The sequence below is a fragment of the Candidatus Omnitrophota bacterium genome (assembly GCA_018830005.1).
In the GTDB taxonomy this organism is placed as follows: domain Bacteria; phylum Omnitrophota; class Gorgyraeia; order JAHJTE01; family JAHJTE01; genus JAHJTE01.
Genome location: JAHJTE010000001.1, coordinates 81473 through 101924 on the forward strand (window position 1 = coordinate 81473; position 20452 = coordinate 101924).

22 protein-coding genes are annotated in these 20452 nt (G+C 39.0%); all 22 read left to right on the forward strand.

The window, feature by feature from the left end:
- Window positions 1–4: 4 nt before the first annotated feature.
- The 22 genes from KJ593_00495 (at window position 5) to KJ593_00600 (ending at window position 20450) form a co-directional block, all read left to right on the forward strand.
- Window positions 5–886, forward strand: a complete 882-nt coding sequence (locus tag KJ593_00495) for a PD-(D/E)XK nuclease family protein (protein MBU2540359.1) — start codon at window positions 5–7, stop codon at window positions 884–886.
- A gap of 32 nt (window positions 887–918) precedes the next feature.
- On the forward strand, window positions 919–1884 hold the full coding sequence (locus KJ593_00500) for a PAC2 family protein (GenBank protein ID MBU2540360.1): 966 nt from the start codon (window positions 919–921) through the stop codon (window positions 1882–1884).
- The gene (locus tag KJ593_00505) at window positions 1829–2161 is read left to right on the forward strand and encodes a DUF1805 domain-containing protein (GenBank protein ID MBU2540361.1); all 333 of its coding nucleotides are present in this window, start codon (window positions 1829–1831) and stop codon (window positions 2159–2161) included. The genes KJ593_00500 and KJ593_00505 overlap by 56 nt, the downstream gene beginning before the upstream one ends.
- A gap of 16 nt (window positions 2162–2177) precedes the next feature.
- The gene (locus KJ593_00510) at window positions 2178–2816 is read left to right on the forward strand and encodes an HAD-IA family hydrolase (GenBank protein MBU2540362.1); all 639 of its coding nucleotides are present in this window, start codon (window positions 2178–2180) and stop codon (window positions 2814–2816) included.
- Window positions 2817–3071: 255 nt separating this feature from the next.
- Window positions 3072–4076, forward strand: coding sequence for an ATP-grasp domain-containing protein (locus tag KJ593_00515; GenBank protein MBU2540363.1), 1005 nt, complete (start codon window positions 3072–3074; stop codon window positions 4074–4076).
- An 18-nt stretch (window positions 4077–4094) separates the two neighbouring features.
- Window positions 4095–5285 (forward strand): KamA family radical SAM protein, encoded by a 1191-nt coding sequence (locus KJ593_00520; GenBank protein MBU2540364.1) that lies wholly within the window; start codon window positions 4095–4097, stop codon window positions 5283–5285.
- Between the two features lie 244 nt (window positions 5286–5529).
- On the forward strand, window positions 5530–7488 hold the full coding sequence (locus KJ593_00525; GenBank protein MBU2540365.1) for an elongation factor G: 1959 nt from the start codon (window positions 5530–5532) through the stop codon (window positions 7486–7488).
- A 62-nt stretch (window positions 7489–7550) separates the two neighbouring features.
- Window positions 7551–9113 carry a bifunctional phosphoribosylaminoimidazolecarboxamide formyltransferase/IMP cyclohydrolase gene (purH, locus tag KJ593_00530; GenBank protein MBU2540366.1) on the forward strand — a complete coding sequence of 521 codons (1563 nt, stop codon included), beginning with the start codon at window positions 7551–7553 and terminating at the stop codon, window positions 9111–9113.
- A 33-nt stretch (window positions 9114–9146) separates the two neighbouring features.
- Complete coding sequence (locus tag KJ593_00535) at window positions 9147–10538, forward strand: bifunctional folylpolyglutamate synthase/dihydrofolate synthase (GenBank protein ID MBU2540367.1); 1392 nt, start codon at window positions 9147–9149, stop codon at window positions 10536–10538.
- Window positions 10539–10560: 22 nt separating this feature from the next.
- Complete coding sequence (mnmE, locus tag KJ593_00540) at window positions 10561–11961, forward strand: tRNA uridine-5-carboxymethylaminomethyl(34) synthesis GTPase MnmE (GenBank protein MBU2540368.1); 1401 nt, start codon at window positions 10561–10563, stop codon at window positions 11959–11961.
- A gap of 15 nt (window positions 11962–11976) precedes the next feature.
- On the forward strand, window positions 11977–12537 hold the full coding sequence (folE, locus tag KJ593_00545) for a GTP cyclohydrolase I FolE (protein MBU2540369.1): 561 nt from the start codon (window positions 11977–11979) through the stop codon (window positions 12535–12537).
- 23 nt (window positions 12538–12560) lie between these two features.
- The gene (locus KJ593_00550) at window positions 12561–12956 is read left to right on the forward strand and encodes a hypothetical protein (GenBank protein MBU2540370.1); all 396 of its coding nucleotides are present in this window, start codon (window positions 12561–12563) and stop codon (window positions 12954–12956) included.
- A gap of 8 nt (window positions 12957–12964) precedes the next feature.
- Window positions 12965–14413 carry a glycosyltransferase family 39 protein gene (locus KJ593_00555; GenBank protein ID MBU2540371.1) on the forward strand — a complete coding sequence of 483 codons (1449 nt, stop codon included), beginning with the start codon at window positions 12965–12967 and terminating at the stop codon, window positions 14411–14413.
- A complete protein-coding gene (locus KJ593_00560; protein MBU2540372.1) occupies window positions 14410–14811 on the forward strand; it encodes a hypothetical protein in 402 nt (133 codons plus the stop codon). The genes KJ593_00555 and KJ593_00560 overlap by 4 nt, the downstream gene beginning before the upstream one ends.
- 326 nt (window positions 14812–15137) lie before the next feature.
- On the forward strand, window positions 15138–15587 hold the full coding sequence (locus tag KJ593_00565; GenBank protein ID MBU2540373.1) for a prepilin-type N-terminal cleavage/methylation domain-containing protein: 450 nt from the start codon (window positions 15138–15140) through the stop codon (window positions 15585–15587).
- 177 nt (window positions 15588–15764) lie between these two features.
- Window positions 15765–16181, forward strand: coding sequence for a secondary thiamine-phosphate synthase enzyme YjbQ (locus KJ593_00570; GenBank protein ID MBU2540374.1), 417 nt, complete (start codon window positions 15765–15767; stop codon window positions 16179–16181).
- Window positions 16182–16466: 285 nt separating this feature from the next.
- Complete coding sequence (locus KJ593_00575) at window positions 16467–17072, forward strand: hypothetical protein (protein ID MBU2540375.1); 606 nt, start codon at window positions 16467–16469, stop codon at window positions 17070–17072.
- 10 nt (window positions 17073–17082) lie between these two features.
- Window positions 17083–17532, forward strand: coding sequence for a divergent PAP2 family protein (locus KJ593_00580; protein MBU2540376.1), 450 nt, complete (start codon window positions 17083–17085; stop codon window positions 17530–17532).
- 61 nt (window positions 17533–17593) lie between these two features.
- Complete coding sequence (locus KJ593_00585; protein ID MBU2540377.1) at window positions 17594–18415, forward strand: L,D-transpeptidase family protein; 822 nt, start codon at window positions 17594–17596, stop codon at window positions 18413–18415.
- A gap of 91 nt (window positions 18416–18506) precedes the next feature.
- Window positions 18507–19460 carry an acetyl-CoA carboxylase carboxyltransferase subunit alpha gene (locus KJ593_00590; protein MBU2540378.1) on the forward strand — a complete coding sequence of 318 codons (954 nt, stop codon included), beginning with the start codon at window positions 18507–18509 and terminating at the stop codon, window positions 19458–19460.
- 19 nt (window positions 19461–19479) lie between these two features.
- Window positions 19480–19983 carry a hypothetical protein gene (locus KJ593_00595; GenBank protein ID MBU2540379.1) on the forward strand — a complete coding sequence of 168 codons (504 nt, stop codon included), beginning with the start codon at window positions 19480–19482 and terminating at the stop codon, window positions 19981–19983.
- 14 nt (window positions 19984–19997) lie between these two features.
- Entirely contained in the window at window positions 19998–20450 is a 453-nt protein-coding gene (locus KJ593_00600; protein ID MBU2540380.1) for a hypothetical protein, read from the forward strand.
- Window positions 20451–20452: the final 2 nt, after the last annotated feature.

Below are 20452 nucleotides of genomic sequence, written 5' to 3' on the forward strand. Positions count from 1 at the left end.
AATAATGAATACTTATTGGAAGAGGCGGCCTAGCTGGTCAAAATCTCGTCAGGGGATTTTAGAACAATGCCCCTTTGCCTATTATTATACCTATATAGGTAGGTATGAAAAGACAGAAGAAGGAAAAACAATTACACAATTGCTTAAATTGCAAAAATTCTATTTTTTCAAAGGGACTTTAATCCACAGCGCTGTTAGAGGCCAGATTACTCAAAAGATATCAAAGAGGCCGATAAGTTTAGAGGCAGCAAAAAATTTTATTGATTTAGAATTCAGCAAGATATCTAATGACCAGGCCAAATACATATCCGAGGCGCATAATGGTTTTCCTCTGGAAAGATCTTTTTTAGAAAATGAAAGGCAAGACGCCCTATCTCAGATTACTACTTTTTTTTCGGTGCTTTGGCCTAGCTATGAATCATTAGAAATTCTCGCTCATGAGCGATTGGAGAATTTTCAGATTGGGGATGTTAAAGTCTGGGTGCAACCAGACTTAGTTACAAAAAATCTTGCAGGAGAATTGATAATTTCTGACTGGAAGACCGGTAAGGAGGTTTCCGTATCGGCTGATACTGATTTACAACTTTCCGTTTATATTTTATGGGCCTCTTTGCACTTTGCTGTAAATATCGAAGGAATCGGGGCAGAACTTACTTTTTTGAAGACAGCACAGAGTTTTCCTACAAGACGCAAGAAAGAACAGATTGACACGCTCAAGGATTATATAATCCAGCAGGCGCGAAAGATGGTTTCTTTCAGGAAGAAAGAAGACTTTATTCCTAAGCCAAACTTTAATTTATGCAAGGGTTGTAATTTTGCAACTATCTGTCCTGCTGCAGCGATGAAAGAAGCCTCAAGTGAGGGTATGGCTTACGGAACAAGGTAACGTAAGGTATTCATAGGTAATTTATGAAGAACATGATTAAATTTACACGAAAGGTTAAACTAAAAAGCCCAATTTTTATTGCTGCCTGGCCAGGTATGGGTAATGTTGCTATTAAATGCGCCACGTATTTGAAGGATAGCCTGCATGCTGAGGAATTCGCTATTTTGGATACCGCAGATTTATTTTATCCTGATGAGGCCTTGGTTAAGGAAGGTATTATCCAGGTTCCCTATTTCCCTAAAGGTAAGTTCTATTATTGGAAGAACAAGCTTGGTAGAAATGATTTGATTATTTTTATCTCTGAGTCTCAACCCTCCGCAGATAAGGGGTATTTCTATACTCACAAGATAATGGAAGTGGCAGAAAGTTTTCAGGTTAAAAAGGTGTTTACCTTTGCTGCAATGCCAGCGCCGATTGAGCATACCCAGAAATCAAACGTCTGGTTTGCAGCCACGGATAGAGCATTTTGCCTGGATTTAAAAAGATTTAAGGCAAAACGTATGGACACAGGTCAGATTAGCGGTCTGAACGGACTTTTGCTTTCGATTGTCAGAGAAAGAGGCCAGCGCGGTGTTTGTTTATTAGGAGAGGTCCCTCTCTATACAATTCAGATTGACAATCTCAAGGCAAGTTTAGCCATACTGGAAATTTTCACAAAGGTTTTAGGCATTCGTATAAATCTAGATGAATTAAGAATTCAAGCACAGCTTCAGGAAGAAGAGATGAATAGATTAATAGAATATTTTAGAGGCGGCTCAGAGCATAAAGAAACGATAAGTGAGGAAGAGATAGAGCGTATTAAAAAGTCACTACAGTTTTACACTAAATTGCCTAATTCAGTTAAAGAAAGAATTGAGAAACTGTTTGAGGTAGTAAAGAAAGATATCTCCAAGGCCAACGAACTCAAATGTGAATTGGATAAATGGAGCATCTATAAGGATTATGAAGATAGATTTTTGGATTTGTTCAAAGACAGGAAAAGGTCGAGTAATCAGTAAAAATTTTGCGATTGCAGACAGGCAGATTTTCGGGCTAGTTTTTAAATTAGGAGCAAAAAGAATAGTTTTACTTAAGGCGAAGAAGGGCTATATAATGTGCGGCTATCTTAATTTGGCTGCAGCAGAAAAATTCGACGATGCTGCATGTATTGTTAAGGGGGTTAAAACTATCAAGGATTTGCTCAAAGCAAAAATTGTATTTGCGACTAAACGTGCGCGTAAACTTGGCGTTTATCCTGATATGAAGGCAAGTGAAGCCATCTTAAAATTAAGTTAGATAATTTTTTAAAAATATGAAGTATAAATTGATTATAGTAGATTTAGGCAATGTCTTAATAAATTTCAATCATTGGATTGCTGCAAATAAATTATTAAAATACAGCTCAAAGAGTCTCGATGCAATTCATACCTTGTTTTTCGATTCTCCCACCTTGAAAGATTTTGAAGAAGGCAAAATGACTCCCGAGGATTTTTTCTTGGCAGTGAAAGAAGATTTAGGGTTAGATATAGACTATGAACGCTTCCTGCCAATATGGAATGATATATTCTATCTTACTCCGGATAATCTTGCAGTCCACAAGCTCCTCTCTACGTTGAAAACGCAATATAAAATAGTCCTACTTTCAAATATAAACCAGCTGCACTTCGAATATCTGCAGAATAATTTTAATATCTTTGATCCTTTTAATAGGTTAGTACTTTCCTATAAGATAGGCTTAAGAAAACCCGCTCCTGAAATTTATCGACATGCCCTTGATTTGTTTTCAGTAAGACCTGAGCAGGCATTCTATATAGATGACAGAGATGATCTAATTGCTGCGGCAAAACTACTTTCCATTCCCGCAGTTGTCTTTAAGTCATTCCCACCTCTTATGAGCGCACTGCACGATGCAGGAATCATAAAACAAGAAAAAAAGGCGCTCCCCGCATAATTTATTTCTTTATTTGTTAAGTTTAATAAAAAAAATAATCTACACAATCAATTTTTTTTCAAAAAATCACAAATATAACTTGACAGGTGTTATAAAAACGTATAAAATTTTTTTATAAGCAAAATTTAATTTTTTGAGAAAAATAATTTAAATTGAAAAAAATAAATAATGTTAGGATTGTAAATTTCCGTCGCAGGAAAGGATAGCCCTTTAAGGTTTTAATAAGGCGTGCTATCCTTTTTTATTTTTCAAGATATGAGAAATAATAACAACCACAAAACAATCGGACTTACCTTTGATCTGAAGGAAGATTATAGATTAAAGAAAGGCGATCCAGTAGATAGATATGCCGAGTTTGATGTAAAGGCAACCATTGATATAGTAAAAAAGGCGATTGAAGATAATGGCCACAAGGTTTTACCACTAGGTGATATAAAATCGCTTTTGAATTTAAGAGGAAGGCCGCAAGTAGATATTGTCTTTAACCTTGCTGAAGGTGAACTAGGAAGGAATCGCGAATCCCAAGTGCCAATGTTTTTAGAATTTTTGCAACTTCCTTTTGTAGGAGGGGATGCCTTAACATTGGGAATTAGCTTAGATAAGATCATGACAAAAAAAATTTTTATTGCCGAGGGTATCCCAACCCCTGCTTTTTTTCAGGCAAATAATGCCTCTGATTTAGGAACCATGAAGTTAAAGTATCCCTTAATTGTTAAACCACGCTTTGAAGGTTCTTCAAAAGGAGTAAATCAGGAGTCTCTAATATATGATTTTTCAAATTTAAAGAAGCGGGTTAAATGGCTCATAGAGACATATCAACAGTCAGCATTAATTGAAGAATTTATAATGGGCAAGGAGTTCACTGTTCCGATAATCGGTAACGATAAACCTACTGTCTATTGTCCTGTGCAGATTAAGATAGATGGAAAACTAAAATTAGGTGATTTATTTTACACTTTTGAGCGCATAACTTCTGATAAATTGGAATATATTTATCCTGCAAAGATTAACAAGGCCTTGACTGAGCGGATTCGCAAATTAGCACTTGCAGCCTATCAGGCCGTGGAATGTCGTGATTTCGGCAGGGTCGATTTTAGGGTAAATGAAAAAAATGAAATTTTTGTGCTTGAGGTTAATCCCCTGCCTTCTTTATCTACGGATGATGTATTTATGAAGATAGCTGAATATGATGGTTTAAAATTTTCCGACGTAATTGGAGAAATTCTAAGGAGTGCATTCAAAAGGTATAATTGGAATTAAAAAACTAAAGAGGATACATTGCCCTCAACAACAGAACAAAATATAAAGACAAAGGATGCATCTCAACTGGAGAAGCAGGCGCCTCCTACTTTCCGTAAAGGCAGCACTGATTATCACCGCTTTGAGATTTATAAGGATGTAGATGCAGAGTTGTGGGAAGATTGGCATTGGCAGATAAAGAACCGAATTTATACCAAGGAGCAGCTATCTTGCTTTATAACATTGACACCGCAAGAAGAAGAGGGTATTAGGCGTTCTGACGGGCGTCTTGCCATGGCGATTACGCCTTATTGGGCGAATCTGATGGATCCTGTGGATGTTAATTGCCCTATTCGTAAACAAGGCGTACCCTTGGCTGCAGAGTTTAAGAAATATCTTCACGAAATGATTGATCCTTGCGCTGAAGATAGAGATTCTCCTGTGCCAGGATTAGTGCATCGCTATCCAGATAGAGTGTTGTTTATTGCTACTGAACAGTGCGCCATGTATTGTCGCCACTGTACGCGTCGGAGATTGGTAGGCAATAAATCAGTTAGTGTTTATACTAAAAGAATAGATGCTGCAGTCGAGTATATAAAATCTAACAAGAAGATTCGTGATTGTCTGATCTCGGGCGGTGACCCTTTTATGCTTGAAGACAATCAATTAGAAGAGATACTTAAAAAATTTAGTTCATTAGACAATATTGAATTTTTGCGCCTCGGCACGCGCGTTCCGGTTACCATGCCCATGCGCATAACCGATAATCTCATAGCCTTGTTGAAGAAATATAAGCCGCTATGGATTAGTATTCATTTCAATCATCCTAAAGAGATTACAGCAAGGACGCAAAAGGCAATCAATTTATTAGCAGATAGCGGTATTCCTTTAGGTAGCCAGACAGTATTGTTAAAAGGCATAAATGATCGCCCCTTTATTATGAAGAAATTAATGCATAAACTTCTTACCCTGCGAGTGCGGCCATATTATATCTATCAGTGCGATCCGGCAAAAGGTACGACACATTTTCGCACCCCAATTGCTGCTGGAATAAGTATTATTGAGAAGTTAAGAGGTCATACCTCTGGTTATGCAGTGCCAATATATGTAATAGATGCACCGGGTGGTGGAGGCAAGATACCCTTGGGCCCGAATTATTTAATATCACAATCTAAGGGGAAATACGTATTGCGGAACTTCAGGGGTAAGATCTATAAGTATATAGAGTAATTCTGAGAAATTAAGGAATTTTATTTGGAGGTTGGTGTCAGGCTTTAATTAGTTGACGCCAACCTCCTTTTTTATTATAATATTGGCCTATATTACAGATTAATTGAACTCAGAACTTAGAGCGTGAAGTTTACACTCACCAATCTAGCTGCTAACTAATAGATAACTTATGGCATCTTTTTAGAGTCTTCGCCCTAGACGGACAGCCCTATACAATCTTCTTAAGATTACGGAGGTATTTAATATGGAAGGTTTTGATCCTAAGATGGTGCGAAGCATTGCCTTGGTTTCACATGCCCAGGCGGGGAAGACCTCTCTGGCAGAAAGTTTATTGTTTGTTACTGGAGCCACTTCCCGCTTAGGTAAGCCGGAAGAGGGCAATACGTTAAGTGATTACAATCATGACGAAATCGAAAGAAAGATCTCGATTAATTCCAGCATTATAAATTGTTCTTATAATGGCCACTTTATTCATATTATCGATACCCCGGGCTATGCAGATTTTATAGGCGAAGTTTACTCAAGCCTGCCCGCTGTAGACGCCGGCATTGTGGTTATAGATGCGGCTCAAGGCATTGAGGTTGGAACTGAAAGGGTATGGGCGCTTTTAGAGGAAGCCAGCCTGGCGCGGATAATTTTTGTAAACAAGACAGATAAGGAAGATGTTAACGCAGAGGAGCTTTTAGGAAACATAAAAGAAGGTCTTTCAAAAAAAATAATCGTTGTTGGTAAAGAGTTTGATGAAGTAGCGATTGAGTCAATTGCCGAGACTGATGATGCCTTGCTGGAGAAATATCTAGAGCAGGGGTCTTTGAGTCAAGAGGAATTGCTTCCTGCATTACATAAGGCTACTTCAAAATGTGAGCTTTTTCCCTTGGTTTTCGGCAGCGTACATAAACAAGAGGGAATAGGAGAGCTTCTTGAGGCAATCATAAAGTATCTTCCCTCTCCACTTGAACGTCCCCCACTCAAGGTTATCGATTCTAAGACCAAAGAGGAAAAAGAGATCACTTCTTTTGATTCTGATTCTTTGAGCGCACAAGTTTTTAAATCAATATCTGATCCTTACGTTGGTCAACTTTCCATATTGAGGATATTTTCTGGAACACTTTCTTCCAACGGTTCATTTTATAATGTCACTAAGGATGTGTGGGAAAGATTTGGCCAGATCCATTCGCTTCAAGGTAAGAATCAAAAACCGATACCGACTGCTAGTTGCGGCGATATCATAGCTATTGCTAAATTAAAATCAACCAAAACCGGCGATACCATAACTGATGGAGCAGGAGATTTTCTCTTCAAGCCTATACAATTTCCCGAGCCAGCCATATCTTCTTCTATAAGGCCAAAATCACGCGCTGACGAGGGGAAGATTTCTGTTGCACTTTCTAAATTGACTGCGGAAGATCCTACTTTCAAAATAAGCCTTGATCAACAGACAAAAGAACTTATTATATCCGGGGTTGGAGATTTGCATCTTGATGTTATGGTTGCCCGTATGCGCCAACGCTTCCATGTTGATGTTGAAATGGGTACACCAAAGGTTGCCTATAAAGAGACAATAAGCAAAACAGTAAAGATTCAGGCTAAATATAAGAAGCAATCTGGCGGCAGAGGTCAATATGGAGATGTCTGGCTAGAGTTGCAACCTCTGCCTCAGGGTGAGAATTTTGAGTTTGTGGATAAAGTCTTTGGTGGAGCAATCCCCAAAAATTTTATACCTTCTGTGGAAAAAGGTGTGCTGCAGGCCTGTAGAGAAGGTGCAATTGCTGGATATCCGATAGTAGATATTAAGGTCATTCTTTATGATGGTTCTTATCATAATGTCGATTCTTCGGATATGGCATTTCAGATTGCAGGCGCAATGGCCTTACGCAAGGGAGTTTTAGAGGCAGCGCCTAAATTACTTGAGCCGATTATGGACGTAGAGATAGTGATTCCTGATGACTATACAGGGCAGATTTCAGGAGACCTGAATTCTCGCCGCGGAAGGATTATGGGCATTGAGACTGTTGGCAAAAAACAGAAGATTAAGGCACAGGTGCCTCTTTCAGAGATGTTCAAGTATGCCAATGACTTACGATCTATAACTGCTGATAGAGGTGCCTATAGTATGCGTTTTTCTCATTACGAAGACACTCCCCAGAAGGTTTTGCAGGGAATAGTTGCAGCTGCAAAGCAAGATAAAGAAGAAAAGAAATAAACTGATTCACCCGAATAATCCGGCAGCCTCGAGATTATAGGGTCATTAAAAGGAGCTTTGCTATGGTAAAGGTAAAAAGGGCATTGATTAGCGTTTCTGACAAAACCGGAATTGTGGAATTTGCTAAGGGATTGAAGGAGTTGGGTACTGAGATTATTTCTACTGGCGGCACAGCAGCGCTCCTAAAGAATAGTGGGATTGACGTTATAGAGGTGGGAGATTATACTGGTTTTCCTGAAATGCTCAATGGCAGGGTTAAGACATTGCATCCTAAAATCCACGCCGGATTGTTGGCATTACGTAATAATCAAGAGCATCTTGAAAGTTTGCATCAGCATAAGATCGGCCTTATAGATATGGTAGTTGTTAACCTTTATCCTTTTGAGCAGACAATAAAGAAAAAAGATATTGAACTCGCTGAGGCTATAGAGAATATTGATATTGGTGGACCTTCGATGTTACGCTCTGCTGCAAAGAATTATAATAGTGTGGCTGTAGTTTGCAATCCGGCGCGCTATAATTCAATACTTGAGGAGATGAAGCGTCAGAATTGCCTTATCAGCGATAATACCTTGGCGCAGTTAGGGCTCGAGGTGTTTGAATTAACCAGCCACTACGACAGCGCTATTCATAAATACTTAAAAGGCACATTGGCAACAGTGCCAATATTTGATGAGACCTTTCCTTTTACGCTCAATCATTCATTTGAAAAGGTGCAGGATTTACGCTATGGCGAAAACCCACATCAGAAGGCAGCGCTATATCGACAGGAACAATTTCGCTGGGCAGATAATTTTAGACAGCTACATGGAAAAGAGCTATCATTTAATAACATCCTTGACTTGACAGCTGCTTTAGACATAGTGAAAGAATTTAGCGGCCCGGCAGCTGTGGTGATAAAACATACTAATCCTTGCGGAGTTGCACAAGATAAAACCATAAGTGCTGCATATCTGGCAGCACATAAATGCGATCCACTTTCTGCATTTGGGGGCATTGTTGGGTTAAATAAAGATGTTGATACCAAGACTGCCCAATATATCAGCAAGAGCGGTTTTCTAGAATGCGTAATTGCCCCTAGTTTTAGTAAAAAGGCACAGGAGATATTAAAGCAAAAGAAGAATCTTCGCCTTATAGAAGTTCCAGATCTATTGAGAGAATACGAAGATAATTTTGACATGAGAAAGGTTATCGGCGGTCTCCTTGTTCAGGAGATGGATAAGGAAAACCTGGATAAGGATTCTGTTAAAGTGGTCACTAAGAGAAAACCTACCTCAAGCCAATTGCAATCTCTTTTGTTTGGCTGGAAGGCAATAAGACATACTAAATCTAACGCTATTATGTTGGTTAGGGGCACAAGGACAGTCGGCATCGGCCCGGGTCAGACATCAAGGGTGGATGCAGTACATATTGCCATAAGAAAGGCAGGAAAACTAAAAAATGGCTCCTGTCTTATATCTGATGCATTCTTTCCTAAGCCCGATAGTATCAAATTAGCTGCAAAGGCCAAGATAAAGGCGATTATTCAGCCGGGCGGTTCCATTGCCGACGCAGATATTATAAAAGAAGCTGATAGATGCGGTATAGCTATGGTATTTACCGGCATACGTCACTTCAAGCACTAATTCACTTAGCCTCTTAACTGGCTTAACCATAAGATGACTTACCGAGGGGCTCTACAGTACCTTAATTCCTTGACCAATTATGAGAATATCCGTGAGTTTTCTACTGCCCCAGTTTTTAACATACATAAAATCACCACATTCTTAAAAAGCATCAATTCTCCCCAAAAGAATTTAAACGTCATCCATGTTGCCGGCAGCAACGGAAAAGGTTCCACATCTGCCTTTATTGCTTATATATTGCGAGAGGCTGGATTTTCAACCGGACTTTATACCTCTCCTCACTTAAGCGATATTAGAGAGCGCATTAGAATACTCTCGCCAGGGCATTCCCGGAATATAAAAAAAAGTGTATTTGAAGGCTTAATCTCAAAGAACGATTTTATAAAAATACTATCAATCTTAAGACCAAGACTAGAGAGGTTTAATAAGCACTCAAGCTATGGTTCTTTGACATTTTTTGAAGTCATTACGCTAATCGCTTTAATATATTTTAAAAGAAAAAAAACTGATTTTGTTGTTTTGGAAACAGGATTAGGTGGCAGGCTCGATGCAACCAATGTTATTCGCCCCTTGCTCTGCGTCATAACACCAATAAGCTATGAACACGAAGAGTTTTTAGGTAAGTCATTGAAGCAGATAGCAGCAGAAAAGGCCGGGATTATTAAGAAGAGAAAAAACTTGGTTACTATTAGTGCTTCTCAGCCTAGATGTGTAAGAGAGGTAATTAAAAATAGATGCAGGGATTTGGGCGTAGGATTAATACAGCTGGGTAAAGATAGCAGCTTTAAAAAAAATTACACCAATTCAGAAGGTCAATGCTTTAATCTTAAGACGCCCAGGAATTACTACCGTAATCTTTCTATTAAAATGTTAGGGACTCACCAGTTAATAAATGCCTCTTGTGCGGTTTCAGCAATAGAAGAGCTAGGTAATTTTCACGTTAGGATATCAGAGGATTCTATTCGCAGGGGCCTGACTGCTACCTCTTGGCCAGGCAGACTGGAATTGATTGCTGGCTCCCCTGAGATCTTACTCGATGGCGCACACAATAAAGGCGCTATGGAAGCTTTAGTACACAGCTTAAGATTGAATTTTATTCATAGGCCTAAACATATAATATTAGGAATTTCCAAAGATAAGAATATAGCCGAGATAACAAAGGAGATTTCCAAGGTCGCAGATTCTATCACCGTGACACGTTCAAACAATGCCCGGGCCGCAGAGACTTCTTGTTTAGTCGAGAATTTAAAAAAGACAAGATCTAGGTATTGCCGAAAATTTTCCTTATCTGCTCGTGAAGATTTCAGGCAGGCACTTGATCTGGCAAAAAGGCGCGCTAAATCTAATGAGCTTATTGTTGTTACCGGATCCATCTTTTTAATCGGGGACGTTAGAAGGCATCTTGAGCAAGCCAGAACTGTTTAAATAAAACAGCCAATTTAATATTATGAATATTAACGATACTATTGTAGCAATATCAACGCCGATCGGAGAGGCGGGCATTGGCATAGTCCGCTTAAGCGGAAAAAAGAGCCTTTTAATTGCAGATAAAATCTTTAAATCTGCAAATCATAATGGCCGGAGAAGATTTGTGAGTTCTTCTCTTAAGTCTGGCAGCATTAACTATGGCTGGATAGTAGACAGGCGCAATCAAAATGTTATTGATGAGGTATTGTTGACAATTATGAAGGCGCCAAAGACATATACCAGAGAGGATATAATAGAGGTCAACTGTCATTCTGGCATTGTGCCATTAAAGAAAATCCTCGATCTCCTGCTTAGCTATGGTGCGCGCCTAGCTGAGCCAGGAGAGTTTACACGCAGAGCGTTTCTTAATGGCAGGATTGATCTTTCCCAGGCAGAATCGGTCCTGGAGATAATACGCACAAGAAGTGAAAGCTATCATCATGCTTGCGTGAATCGTATGAGCGGCGGATTTTCACGCAAAATTAATAAGTTGAACCAAGAGCTTTTTGATGTGATTGCACAGTGCGAGGCCCAAATTGATTTTCCCGAAGAGGATACAGCCTATCCGCTAAGAAAACTGCTTAGGCGGGTAGAAAAAATAGAAAATACACTAAAATTTTGCCTGAAGAGCACTCAGGAGGCAAAGGTAGTGCGGGAGGGATTGAGTGTTGCCATATGCGGCAGGGCAAATGTTGGAAAATCCTCTCTTTTGAATGTATTAATTAATGAGGAGCGCAGCATTGTTACGCCTTATGCTGGAACAACCAGAGATGCAATCGAGGCATCAGTCTGTTTTGATGGTATACCAATGCGCATCTTTGACACAGCAGGCCTGAGAAGGTCAGATAATCCCGTCGAGAAAGTGGCGGTAAGACGAAGCGAACAGGTTATAAATAGCAGCAATTTAATATTATTAGTCTTTGATAGCGCATCAGCTATAAAGGAGTCGGATTTGAGTTTTATCAATAAATTTAGACGCAAGAGGAACGTATTGGTTGTATTGAATAAAATAGATTTGCCTACAAAGATTAATCAGAGTATTATTAAGAGTGCATTCGGAGATTTTACAAAAATATCCGCATTCAAGATGACGGGATTGGATAAGTTAAAGAAAAGAATCACCAGACGATTTTGGCAGGGTCGAATAACAGAGCTCAATCATGAGTTTGTTGTCAATGCACGCCAGGAGAATTTGCTTTTGGATGCAGTAGAATCTTTCCAGAGGGCATTCTCTTCTTTTAAACTTAAGCTTTCATTGGAAATTATTGTTGAGGATTTAAAAAGAGCTTTATCAGCAGTTAATAAGCTTTGCGGTAGATCGGATGATTATGAACAGGAGCTTTTGGATACAATATTTTCTCAGTTCTGTATCGGCAAATAATTAGGGAGTACTAATATGGATAAGAAAAAAATAGAAAAAGCAATTAGAATGATTTTAGAGGCAATTGGTGAGGATGCGGACAGAAAAGATATGCAAGGCACGCCACGCCGGGTTGCGGAGATGTATGAGGAGATATTTAGCGGCATAAAAGAAGACCCTAAGAAGGCGATTGAGGTAATCCTTGAACACAAGCACGATGAGATAGTACTCTTAAGAGGCATCCCTCTTTATTCAGTCTGTGAGCATCACCTCATTCCATTTATTGGCAAGGCGCACATTGCTTATATTCCTAAGGCGGGCAGGGTTACGGGATTGAGCAAATTAGCCAGGGTTGTTGACATACTGGCTAAGCGACCTCAGGTCCAGGAGAGATTGACTACTCAGATAGCCGATATACTTATGCAGAAGTTAAAACCACGCGGGGTTATGGTGGTTGTTGAAGCAGAGCATCTTTGTCTTAGTATGAGAGGAGTCAAGAAACCCGGAATACTTACTATTACCAGCGCGGTGAGAGGGATCTTCAAAGATAATTTTAAGACACGTAGCGAAGCGCTTTCTTTAATTAATGCGCGTTGAATTTTTTAGAGCGGAGGGATAAGATGAAGAGATTTGGTTTGTTTCTAATAGTATCTATTCTCTTTTTTTATGGTTGCGCTACGGTTGAAGGCCCGATAACAAAGAAGAAGTATTCTTCTGAAGATGACTTAGAATATCAACAGGAGATGTTAGAACATGGCAGGAGGCAATATATAAAGAAGTACCCTGATTTGAGTTTAGAGATGAATAAAGCAATCGCAGAGGGAAAGATTATAAAGGGTATGAGCAAAGAAGAGGTGAGGGCAAGCTGGGGCGCGCCAACTATTGTTTACCGCACTGCTACTAATAACGTTGTTAATGAGCAATGGATATACAAAGATATAGATTATACGAATTTAACCAGACGCAGCTATTACTTAAATTTTAAGGATAATCTGCTATATAGCTGGCAGTATTAATGATTAATATGTTTAACGATATATTCCAGATGAGAAATAACCCCTCAGATATACAGGACTCATTATTTTTGATTCTTCTTATTGGAATGACATTTATCATTGTATTTGCCTTTTGTTGGCAGCCAGGATATCTTGACGGTGATTCTCTTGGCTATGCCCAGACTGCAAAGTGGGTGGCTGATTCAGGCAGGTGGTTAGCAATTAAGGACTCAAGCTGGGGAGGCCAATTTTACTATCATTTTCCTCTTGCGATTTGGGTTAGCGCATTAAGTTTTAAGATATTCGGGGTGAATGTAGTGAGCGCTTCCTTATTTTCACTCCTTAGTTGCTTAGGTGCTGTAATTGCAATATTTTACTTTGGTAAAATTATCAAAAATAACTGGGTTGGTTTTTTTGCATCCGTGGTCTTTTTGCTGATTAATTATACCCCTCGTCTCGCCCAGCAATGCCGTATGGACATGCCGCTTACCTTATTTATTATCTTAAGTCTTTACTTTTTTATCCTCGCAGTTAGAGGTAAAAAGACCTTTTATTTGCTGTTCGGTTTATTCACCAGCCTAGCAATAATGACCAAGGATGTTAATGGTCTTGCGCCATTGGCAATAGCATGTATCTATTTACTCATAAGCCGACAATTTAAGAAATTAATTGATCCTTATTTTTTGTTTGGCTTCGTGATCTCCTTTATTCCTGTCTTGCTTTGGATCTGGCTTGAGAAGCATATATACGGTGAAACCTTATTCGCTAAATGGCTTAATTGGAATTTTCTCCATCTGCTCAGACACAAGGAACTTGCGGCGCCTTTTTATTATTATCCGCGTGAGATTATAAAACGATATTTTTATTTTGTTCCTATTTTTGTTCATGGCGCCTTTCTTGCAATTCGCCAGGCCAAAACAAGAGAATCCGATCAACCTTTGTTGATTTTAACCTGGGCCGTATTTATCCCTTTTGCCTTTTCCTTCGGTAATCGCAAACTTCACTACTTTATTTATTCTATGTATCCAGCTGCCGCACTCCTGGCCGGGATTGCTCTGAATGAGCTATGTAAACAAAAGATTAAGTTGCGTATTTTAAAGATATTTATTGTTGGTTTGATTTTCTTAGGGCTATTGCGTCTATCTATTCCAGTTCGTTGGGGCAAGACATTTTTTATGGATAAAGTGCAAGTTGCAGCGTATATAGATAGTCTTTTACAAGAAGAGCAGCACTATGATTTTTTTACATTTAACCAACACGATGCTGCTCTAATTATCTACTCTCAAGAATTAGATAATATTACACACATAAAAGATTACGAATCTCTGAAAAATCTATTAGAAAACAAGGCGTCAGTAAATAAAAGATTCTGCCTTATTAATAAAGTAGATTTTAATTCCTTGAGCGCGTCAATAAAGAATGGGTGGCATATACTATTAATATTGAATGAGGAGATATTAATTGCTAACAGACTATGAAACAGAATAATATCAAGCCTTTTGTTATATTAGGAAAAATCGCCATGTTATTGCCAACGCTTATAGTGCTTAATCTATTTTTTGGCTGGGTATTTTTCGGCTTTTATTACTGGCTACTAATCGAGATAGCATTAATATTTCTTTTGATGTTTACTTTTGTCCTTTTTGGAAAGGGGCTTTATACAAATTTCTTTAAACATACACAGAATACTTTTGATAAAGATGTTATTGATGTAGAGGGAGGCTCTTTGGATGAAGAAGAAGAGATCCCAACTTGGCATCCACCCGTAAGCTGTCCGAAATGTTACAGTAAGAACACGCATTTTGTTGAACCTCATTATGAGATGAGTGTATATGAGTGTGAAAATTGCAAGATGAGGTTTGAGACAGAGGAGTAAACGCGGATGATTGCGAATTTTCTGTTTGTGGTAACCCGCGGATGAGAGCATAGAAATGATTATAGATATCTAGATAAGCGAGTTCGCGCGTTAGCGGGTTAACAAAATCTCCAAGGAGATTTTTAAATTAATTTGTTATCTGCTAAAGAGAAAAATTATTCCTTTATTCTTTTGTCTACTTTATTCGTTCCTTACCAAATTTTGACCTTTTCTACTGTTTATTCAAGTAGTATAATTGTTATATACAGGTTAGCAGAGTAGTCACAATAAATTCGCTCCATGTTTTTTTGTACAAGTAAGAATGAGGAGAAATTTAGGAGCAAGAGATGAAGAGAAAGAGGGGCAATAACCAATCTTTTACTCTTCTGGAATTGATCATTGCCTTGGCATTATTGGCAATTCTTGCCAGTTATGCTGTTGCGCGGTTTGTAGATATAGCGAACAAGGCATTAGATGTACAGGAAAGGGCGACGATGTGTGCCCTAAAGTCTGCTGCCCTTCTGTATTTTGCCGCTAACGGTAGATGGTGGGGGGTAAATTCAAGCGAGAATCCATTTGATCTTTTGGAGAATCCGCCGCCTCATTGTATTGACTGTGCCATTAAGGAGAATGTAGAGTGGTATTTGCATTTTTCGATAGACCAGTGGCAAATAATATGCCCCCATGCATTCTATCCCTGTTCGCTGCCTGACCCGCCAAATTGTAGAGGTAAGAAATGGTTATTTACTGCTGAGGGCGCAGTGGTGGATTGTTATCAGGATCTCCCACATAAATAACCGGTAGATCGCTTATCCTTTATCGGACCTAGGGATTGCCGTGTTATAATTACTAAGTCACTGAGCCATTGGTCTAGATTTTTCTATAGGGGGTTCAACAATTAACTGGTTAACTTGCAAACACACTAACTCGATAACAGATAATATGCGTTCATCTATATATAAGATGGAAGGGCAATGAAGGTCTTAACAGAGTATCTTTCCTTTAATACGAGGACGAAATACGCATTTATTAATATAACAGATCAGGTGGAGGAGCTTCTCAAGAAGAGTAAGGTGAAAGAGGGCCTTTGTCTGGTCAATGCCATGCATATCACTTCAAGTGTATTTATAAATGATGATGAGTCTGGCCTGCACCATGATTTTGATGTTTGGCTGGAGAAACTTGCACCGCATGAGCCGATATCCCAGTATAAGCACAATAATGGCGAAGATAATGCTGACGCACATCTAAAGCGCACAATTATGGGCAGAGAGGTTGTTGTGGCTATCACGCTCGCTAAGCTTGATTTTGGGCCTTGGGAGCAGATTTTTTACGGAGAATTTGACGGCCAGAGGAGAAAAAGAGTATTAGTTAAGATTATCGGTGAATAAATGTGGTCTATGAAATGACTAAAGAAAAGATTACAAGAAGACAGAAGAATATATGGCGTCTACAAAGAGAGAGAAAGCAATTACATAAGGATAAATTAAAGGCATTTCAAAAGACTCGCATATAGTCTTCCTATTCTTCCTTCCCACAAATCTATCTATCAGTCTTTTGTTTTGGAGAGCATAATAACGCCGTGACAAAATCCTTGCTTTTTAGAATGGATATGATTATAATTAATCTAACACAGCAGGAAGCAACGTCAAAAAAAAGGGCAGGGTGAGGATATTATGAAAAAGAGGATTATTAGAATAGTTGTGGCCATTCTGATAGGATTGGCTGTATTTTCTTTTTGGAATTATCTTTCTTTGTTTAGAATGACAAAACAACTTGCTGCGGATTTAGCCAAGGCGCATACGGCGATCTCACAATTAAAGGTAGATCTGGATGGTGAAATTGTTTCTAATAGGCGTCTTGTGCAGGAGAAAATAATTTTAGAGCGTGGATTTGTTTTTGCTAAGGAAGAGATAACAAGATCAAAGCAGGCAATTGAGGGCTTGGAGCAGGATATAAGTGGCCTAAAAGTACATGCAGACGCTTTAGAGAAGGATAATGAAACCTTGCGCTCGCGTATAAATAGGTTAGCTGTGGCAGGAAAGAGGTTAATAGTAAAGGCTAAAGAGCTAATACAAGAAAAGGAAGATCTCCAGATGCGGCTTAATTCAGTGACTGAGTTAAAAAAGGTAATTAAGCGGCTTAAAGACAATCCTTCAGAAGAGCTCCAATCTCAGAGTAAAGAAGGAGATGATTCTTCTGGTAATAAAGGCTACTTAATTAAAAGAGGAAAATCTACTCATAAATCCAGCATCGATATCAGAGTCTTACCTGTACCTTAATAATAAATAAATGACTAAAGGTATTATATCCGCAGCATTAAATAATGACATCCTTATCAGTACCCTTTTAGGATGGGTGACTGCTCAAGGCATAAAGATAGGTATAGGCACAATTCGCGAGAAGCAATTTGACTTTAGATGGCTGCTGGGAACCGGCGGTATGCCTTCAGCACATGCTGCAGGAGTCGCCTCCTTAGCTACTGCAATAGGAATTGAGTTTGGTTTTGATTCTGCCTTGTTTGCTCTAGGCCTAACTTTTGCTGTAGTTACTATGTTTGACGCTCAAGGCGTAAGACGCGCAGCAGGCAAACAAGCAAGCATCCTGAATAAATTAATTTCAGAACACCCTGAAAATATCAAGGTGCAAGAAAAGAGGCTTATAGAATTATTGGGTCATACACCGATTGAGGTTATTGCTGGGGCGTTTGTGGGCATTCTTGTTGCTTTAAGCTATTTATAATCATCACATTATTTTTGCAACTATCTGCGGCTAAGGCAGATAAAACATTTGGAGCTTGTTTATGAAGAGAAATGTTATTATTTTGATCAGCGTTATTTTGGCTGTTCTTTTAGTTTTATTCTTTGTTTTTTCTTTATCAGGCAAAAAGGTTTCCTCTGGCTTAAAGGAAAGTAGCGATGTCCCTTCTGTATCAGAGCTTTTTGATATAGCCGGACTTGCTCAAAACAAAGGCGATTTGCTCCAGGCAAAAGAGGCTTACCAACGTATCATATCTATAGCCAGTGACAATAAGATTATCACTAAGGCGGGTGAAGAGCTTTATGATCTTAATATCCGTATAATCTTTTCAACATTGCAGACAGAAAAGACGATTATCTATGAGGTTAAGCCTGGCGATGTCCTATCTAAGATTGCCAAGAAATTCAATACCACCGTTGCCTTGATAAAACGTAGCAACAACTTAAAGAGCAACGTTATAAGACCAGAGCAGCGCCTGCGCATATGGACTGAGAAATTTTCCTGTATTGTGGACAAATCCCAGAATACATTGACCCTTAAATCCGATGATGAAGTGGTTAAGGTATATACAGTTTCTACAGGCAAGCACAATTCCACTCCTGTAGGAATATTTACAATAACTAGCAAATTAATAGATCCTGTCTGGTATAAACAGGGGGCGATAGTTTTGCCTGATAGCCCTGAGAATATATTGGGGTCCCGCTGGTTGGGTTTTTCTATCGCTGGTTACGGTATACACGGGACAACAGAGCCAGAGACCATTGGCCAGCAGATAACAGCCGGTTGTGTACGCATGGTTAACCAACAAGTAGAAGAATTGTTCGATCTCCTTCCTTTAGGTACTGAGGTAACTGTAATAGACTAAGTGCTTATCCATACGATTTTTCAAAGCTTCCGTAAACGCCAATGTAGCAAAATGACTGTATTTTAATATTCTATTTTTGACTTAAAAAGATATGAATGGATTAGATTTTGAAAAACCAATTATAGAACTAGAAAGAAAGATTGAAGAACTGAGGAATTTTACCTCTGATAAAAAAATCGACATCAAAGCAGAAATAAATAAGCTGGAGGAGAAGTTAAAGAAACTTAAAAAAGAAATCTATAGTAATCTTAGTGCCTGGCAGCGAGTTCAGATTGCGCGCCATCCCAAAAGGCCTTATTCAGCCGATTATATCCAGATGATCTTGACTGATTTCTTAGAGTTACACGGGGATAGGGCTTTTGCTGATGATTTGGCGATTATCGGTGGTCTAGCTAAACTTGAGGGGCGTAAGATAGTTGTTATAGGCCATCAAAAAGGCAGAGATACAAAGGAAAATATATTGCGTAATTTTGGCTGTGCTCATCCTGAAGGATATCGCAAAAGCATAAGACTTATGGAGCTAGCGGAAGATTTCAAACTTCCGATTCTCACATTCATTGATACCCCTGGAGCATATCCAGGCATAGGCGCAGAAGAAAGAGGACAGGCCGTAGCAATAGCTTATAATCTTAGAAGAATGATTTCTTTGGCAGTGCCGATTGTAGTTGTTGTTATTGGAGAAGGTGGTAGTGGCGGAGCTTTAGGCATAAGCGTTGGTGATAAAATCTGCGTTATGGAAAACGCCTATTATTCTGTAATTTCCCCTGAAGGATGTGCAGCCATACTTTGGAAGGACAGCAGCAAGGCGCCTTTGGCTTCTGAGACCCTCAAGATGACAGCAAAAGATTTATTGGATTTTGGGATTATTGACGAGGTAATATCTGAACCATTGGGAGGCGCCCACCGCGATCCTCATAAAGCAGGCAATGAGATGAAATCGACAATTATAAGGCTGTTTGATGAATTGGATTCAAAGAGTATTGATAAAATCTTACAGGCTCGTTACGAAAAATTCAGGAGCATTGGCCGTATTCAGTCTAGCTAATCATAATAAGCAGGCAACGATGATAAATTATTCAAGAAGAAAAACACCTCTTTTACTATTTGCGGTTTGCATTGCGGCTGTATTTCTTAGTGGTTGCGCTGCAATCTATAAGATTGAGCGTGCTGGAAAGAAGTACAATAATGGTTATGTCGTAAAAAGAAATGAAGTTATTATCCCTGAATTCACTATAGATAATCAAGGAAAAGCTCCGGAGGATATCAAGACTGCAGAGCAGCGCCTCAAGCGCAGAAAAAAGAAGATATTGCATTTCTATGAAGAGATTGGATATTTTGGCTCAAGAGTTATGGAGAACACTCGACTCTTTTTAGCATCTTTCTCTGCTCCTTTTCGTGCTCCCGTAGAAGGTGCGAAATACCATAAATATGAAAATGACCCGGACTACCGCGCTAAGATTGATGCCCAGGATGAGGAAGAGGAAAGAATAGAGCAGGAAAGGATTGAGTCTATCCAGGCCCAGATGCAGCAATATATAGAAGAGGATTTAAGGCTGGAGCAGGAATAGCTAGAAGGAATCATATGTTTCCTAGAAGAGGTATAACATTAATAGAATTGGCAATAACTAGTGCGATTATTATTATTACTTTTGTTGCCTTTTTATTCGGCATAGTCAGCTGTTTTAAATTAGCCCAGGTCTCAAAGGAGTCATTTTTCGTCTTGTATAGTGCTTCTGCAAAGATGGAAGAGATTAGAGGGCATAATTTTATTGATGTTTATAATTATTATAACGGACATACTTTCGAAGTTGCTGAATTACCGGCTGGATCAAGCAAGGGCACTGTTACTATAGACAATTCAAATCCGGATCTTCTAAAGGCATATATCGCAGTATGCTGGAGGAGTTCTGATGGCAGGGTTATTGGTGAGGATGCCAATTTGGATGGCATCTTAGATCCAGCAGAAGATACCAATCCCAATAATAATAAGATGGATTCTCCAGTTACCCTTGCTAGCTATGTCACAAGACGCTAAAC

What these genes read in the sequence shown, in the direction of transcription:
- KJ593_00575 (MBU2540375.1), top strand. Translation starts at nt 16,467, where the DNA reads ATGAAAAAGAGGATTATTAGAATAGTTGTGGCCATTCTGATAGGATTG.
- KJ593_00495 (MBU2540359.1), top strand. Translation starts at nt 5, where the DNA reads ATGAATACTTATTGGAAGAGGCGGCCTAGCTGGTCAAAATCTCGTCAG.
- KJ593_00600 (MBU2540380.1), top strand. Translation starts at nt 19,998, where the DNA reads ATGTTTCCTAGAAGAGGTATAACATTAATAGAATTGGCAATAACTAGT.
- KJ593_00595 (MBU2540379.1), top strand. Translation starts at nt 19,480, where the DNA reads ATGATAAATTATTCAAGAAGAAAAACACCTCTTTTACTATTTGCGGTT.
- KJ593_00585 (MBU2540377.1), top strand. Translation starts at nt 17,594, where the DNA reads ATGAAGAGAAATGTTATTATTTTGATCAGCGTTATTTTGGCTGTTCTT.
- KJ593_00500 (MBU2540360.1), top strand. Translation starts at nt 919, where the DNA reads ATGATTAAATTTACACGAAAGGTTAAACTAAAAAGCCCAATTTTTATT.
- KJ593_00535 (MBU2540367.1), top strand. Translation starts at nt 9,147, where the DNA reads ATGACTTACCGAGGGGCTCTACAGTACCTTAATTCCTTGACCAATTAT.
- KJ593_00560 (MBU2540372.1), top strand. Translation starts at nt 14,410, where the DNA reads ATGAAACAGAATAATATCAAGCCTTTTGTTATATTAGGAAAAATCGCC.
- KJ593_00555 (MBU2540371.1), top strand. Translation starts at nt 12,965, where the DNA reads ATGTTTAACGATATATTCCAGATGAGAAATAACCCCTCAGATATACAG.
- KJ593_00570 (MBU2540374.1), top strand. Translation starts at nt 15,765, where the DNA reads ATGAAGGTCTTAACAGAGTATCTTTCCTTTAATACGAGGACGAAATAC.
- KJ593_00550 (MBU2540370.1), top strand. Translation starts at nt 12,561, where the DNA reads ATGAAGAGATTTGGTTTGTTTCTAATAGTATCTATTCTCTTTTTTTAT.
- KJ593_00510 (MBU2540362.1), top strand. Translation starts at nt 2,178, where the DNA reads ATGAAGTATAAATTGATTATAGTAGATTTAGGCAATGTCTTAATAAAT.
- KJ593_00505 (MBU2540361.1), top strand. Translation starts at nt 1,829, where the DNA reads ATGAAGATAGATTTTTGGATTTGTTCAAAGACAGGAAAAGGTCGAGTA.
- KJ593_00580 (MBU2540376.1), top strand. Translation starts at nt 17,083, where the DNA reads ATGACTAAAGGTATTATATCCGCAGCATTAAATAATGACATCCTTATC.
- KJ593_00565 (MBU2540373.1), top strand. Translation starts at nt 15,138, where the DNA reads ATGAAGAGAAAGAGGGGCAATAACCAATCTTTTACTCTTCTGGAATTG.
- mnmE (MBU2540368.1), top strand. Translation starts at nt 10,561, where the DNA reads ATGAATATTAACGATACTATTGTAGCAATATCAACGCCGATCGGAGAG.
- purH (MBU2540366.1), top strand. Translation starts at nt 7,551, where the DNA reads ATGGTAAAGGTAAAAAGGGCATTGATTAGCGTTTCTGACAAAACCGGA.
- KJ593_00590 (MBU2540378.1), top strand. Translation starts at nt 18,507, where the DNA reads ATGAATGGATTAGATTTTGAAAAACCAATTATAGAACTAGAAAGAAAG.
- folE (MBU2540369.1), top strand. Translation starts at nt 11,977, where the DNA reads ATGGATAAGAAAAAAATAGAAAAAGCAATTAGAATGATTTTAGAGGCA.
- KJ593_00515 (MBU2540363.1), top strand. Translation starts at nt 3,072, where the DNA reads ATGAGAAATAATAACAACCACAAAACAATCGGACTTACCTTTGATCTG.
- KJ593_00525 (MBU2540365.1), top strand. Translation starts at nt 5,530, where the DNA reads ATGGAAGGTTTTGATCCTAAGATGGTGCGAAGCATTGCCTTGGTTTCA.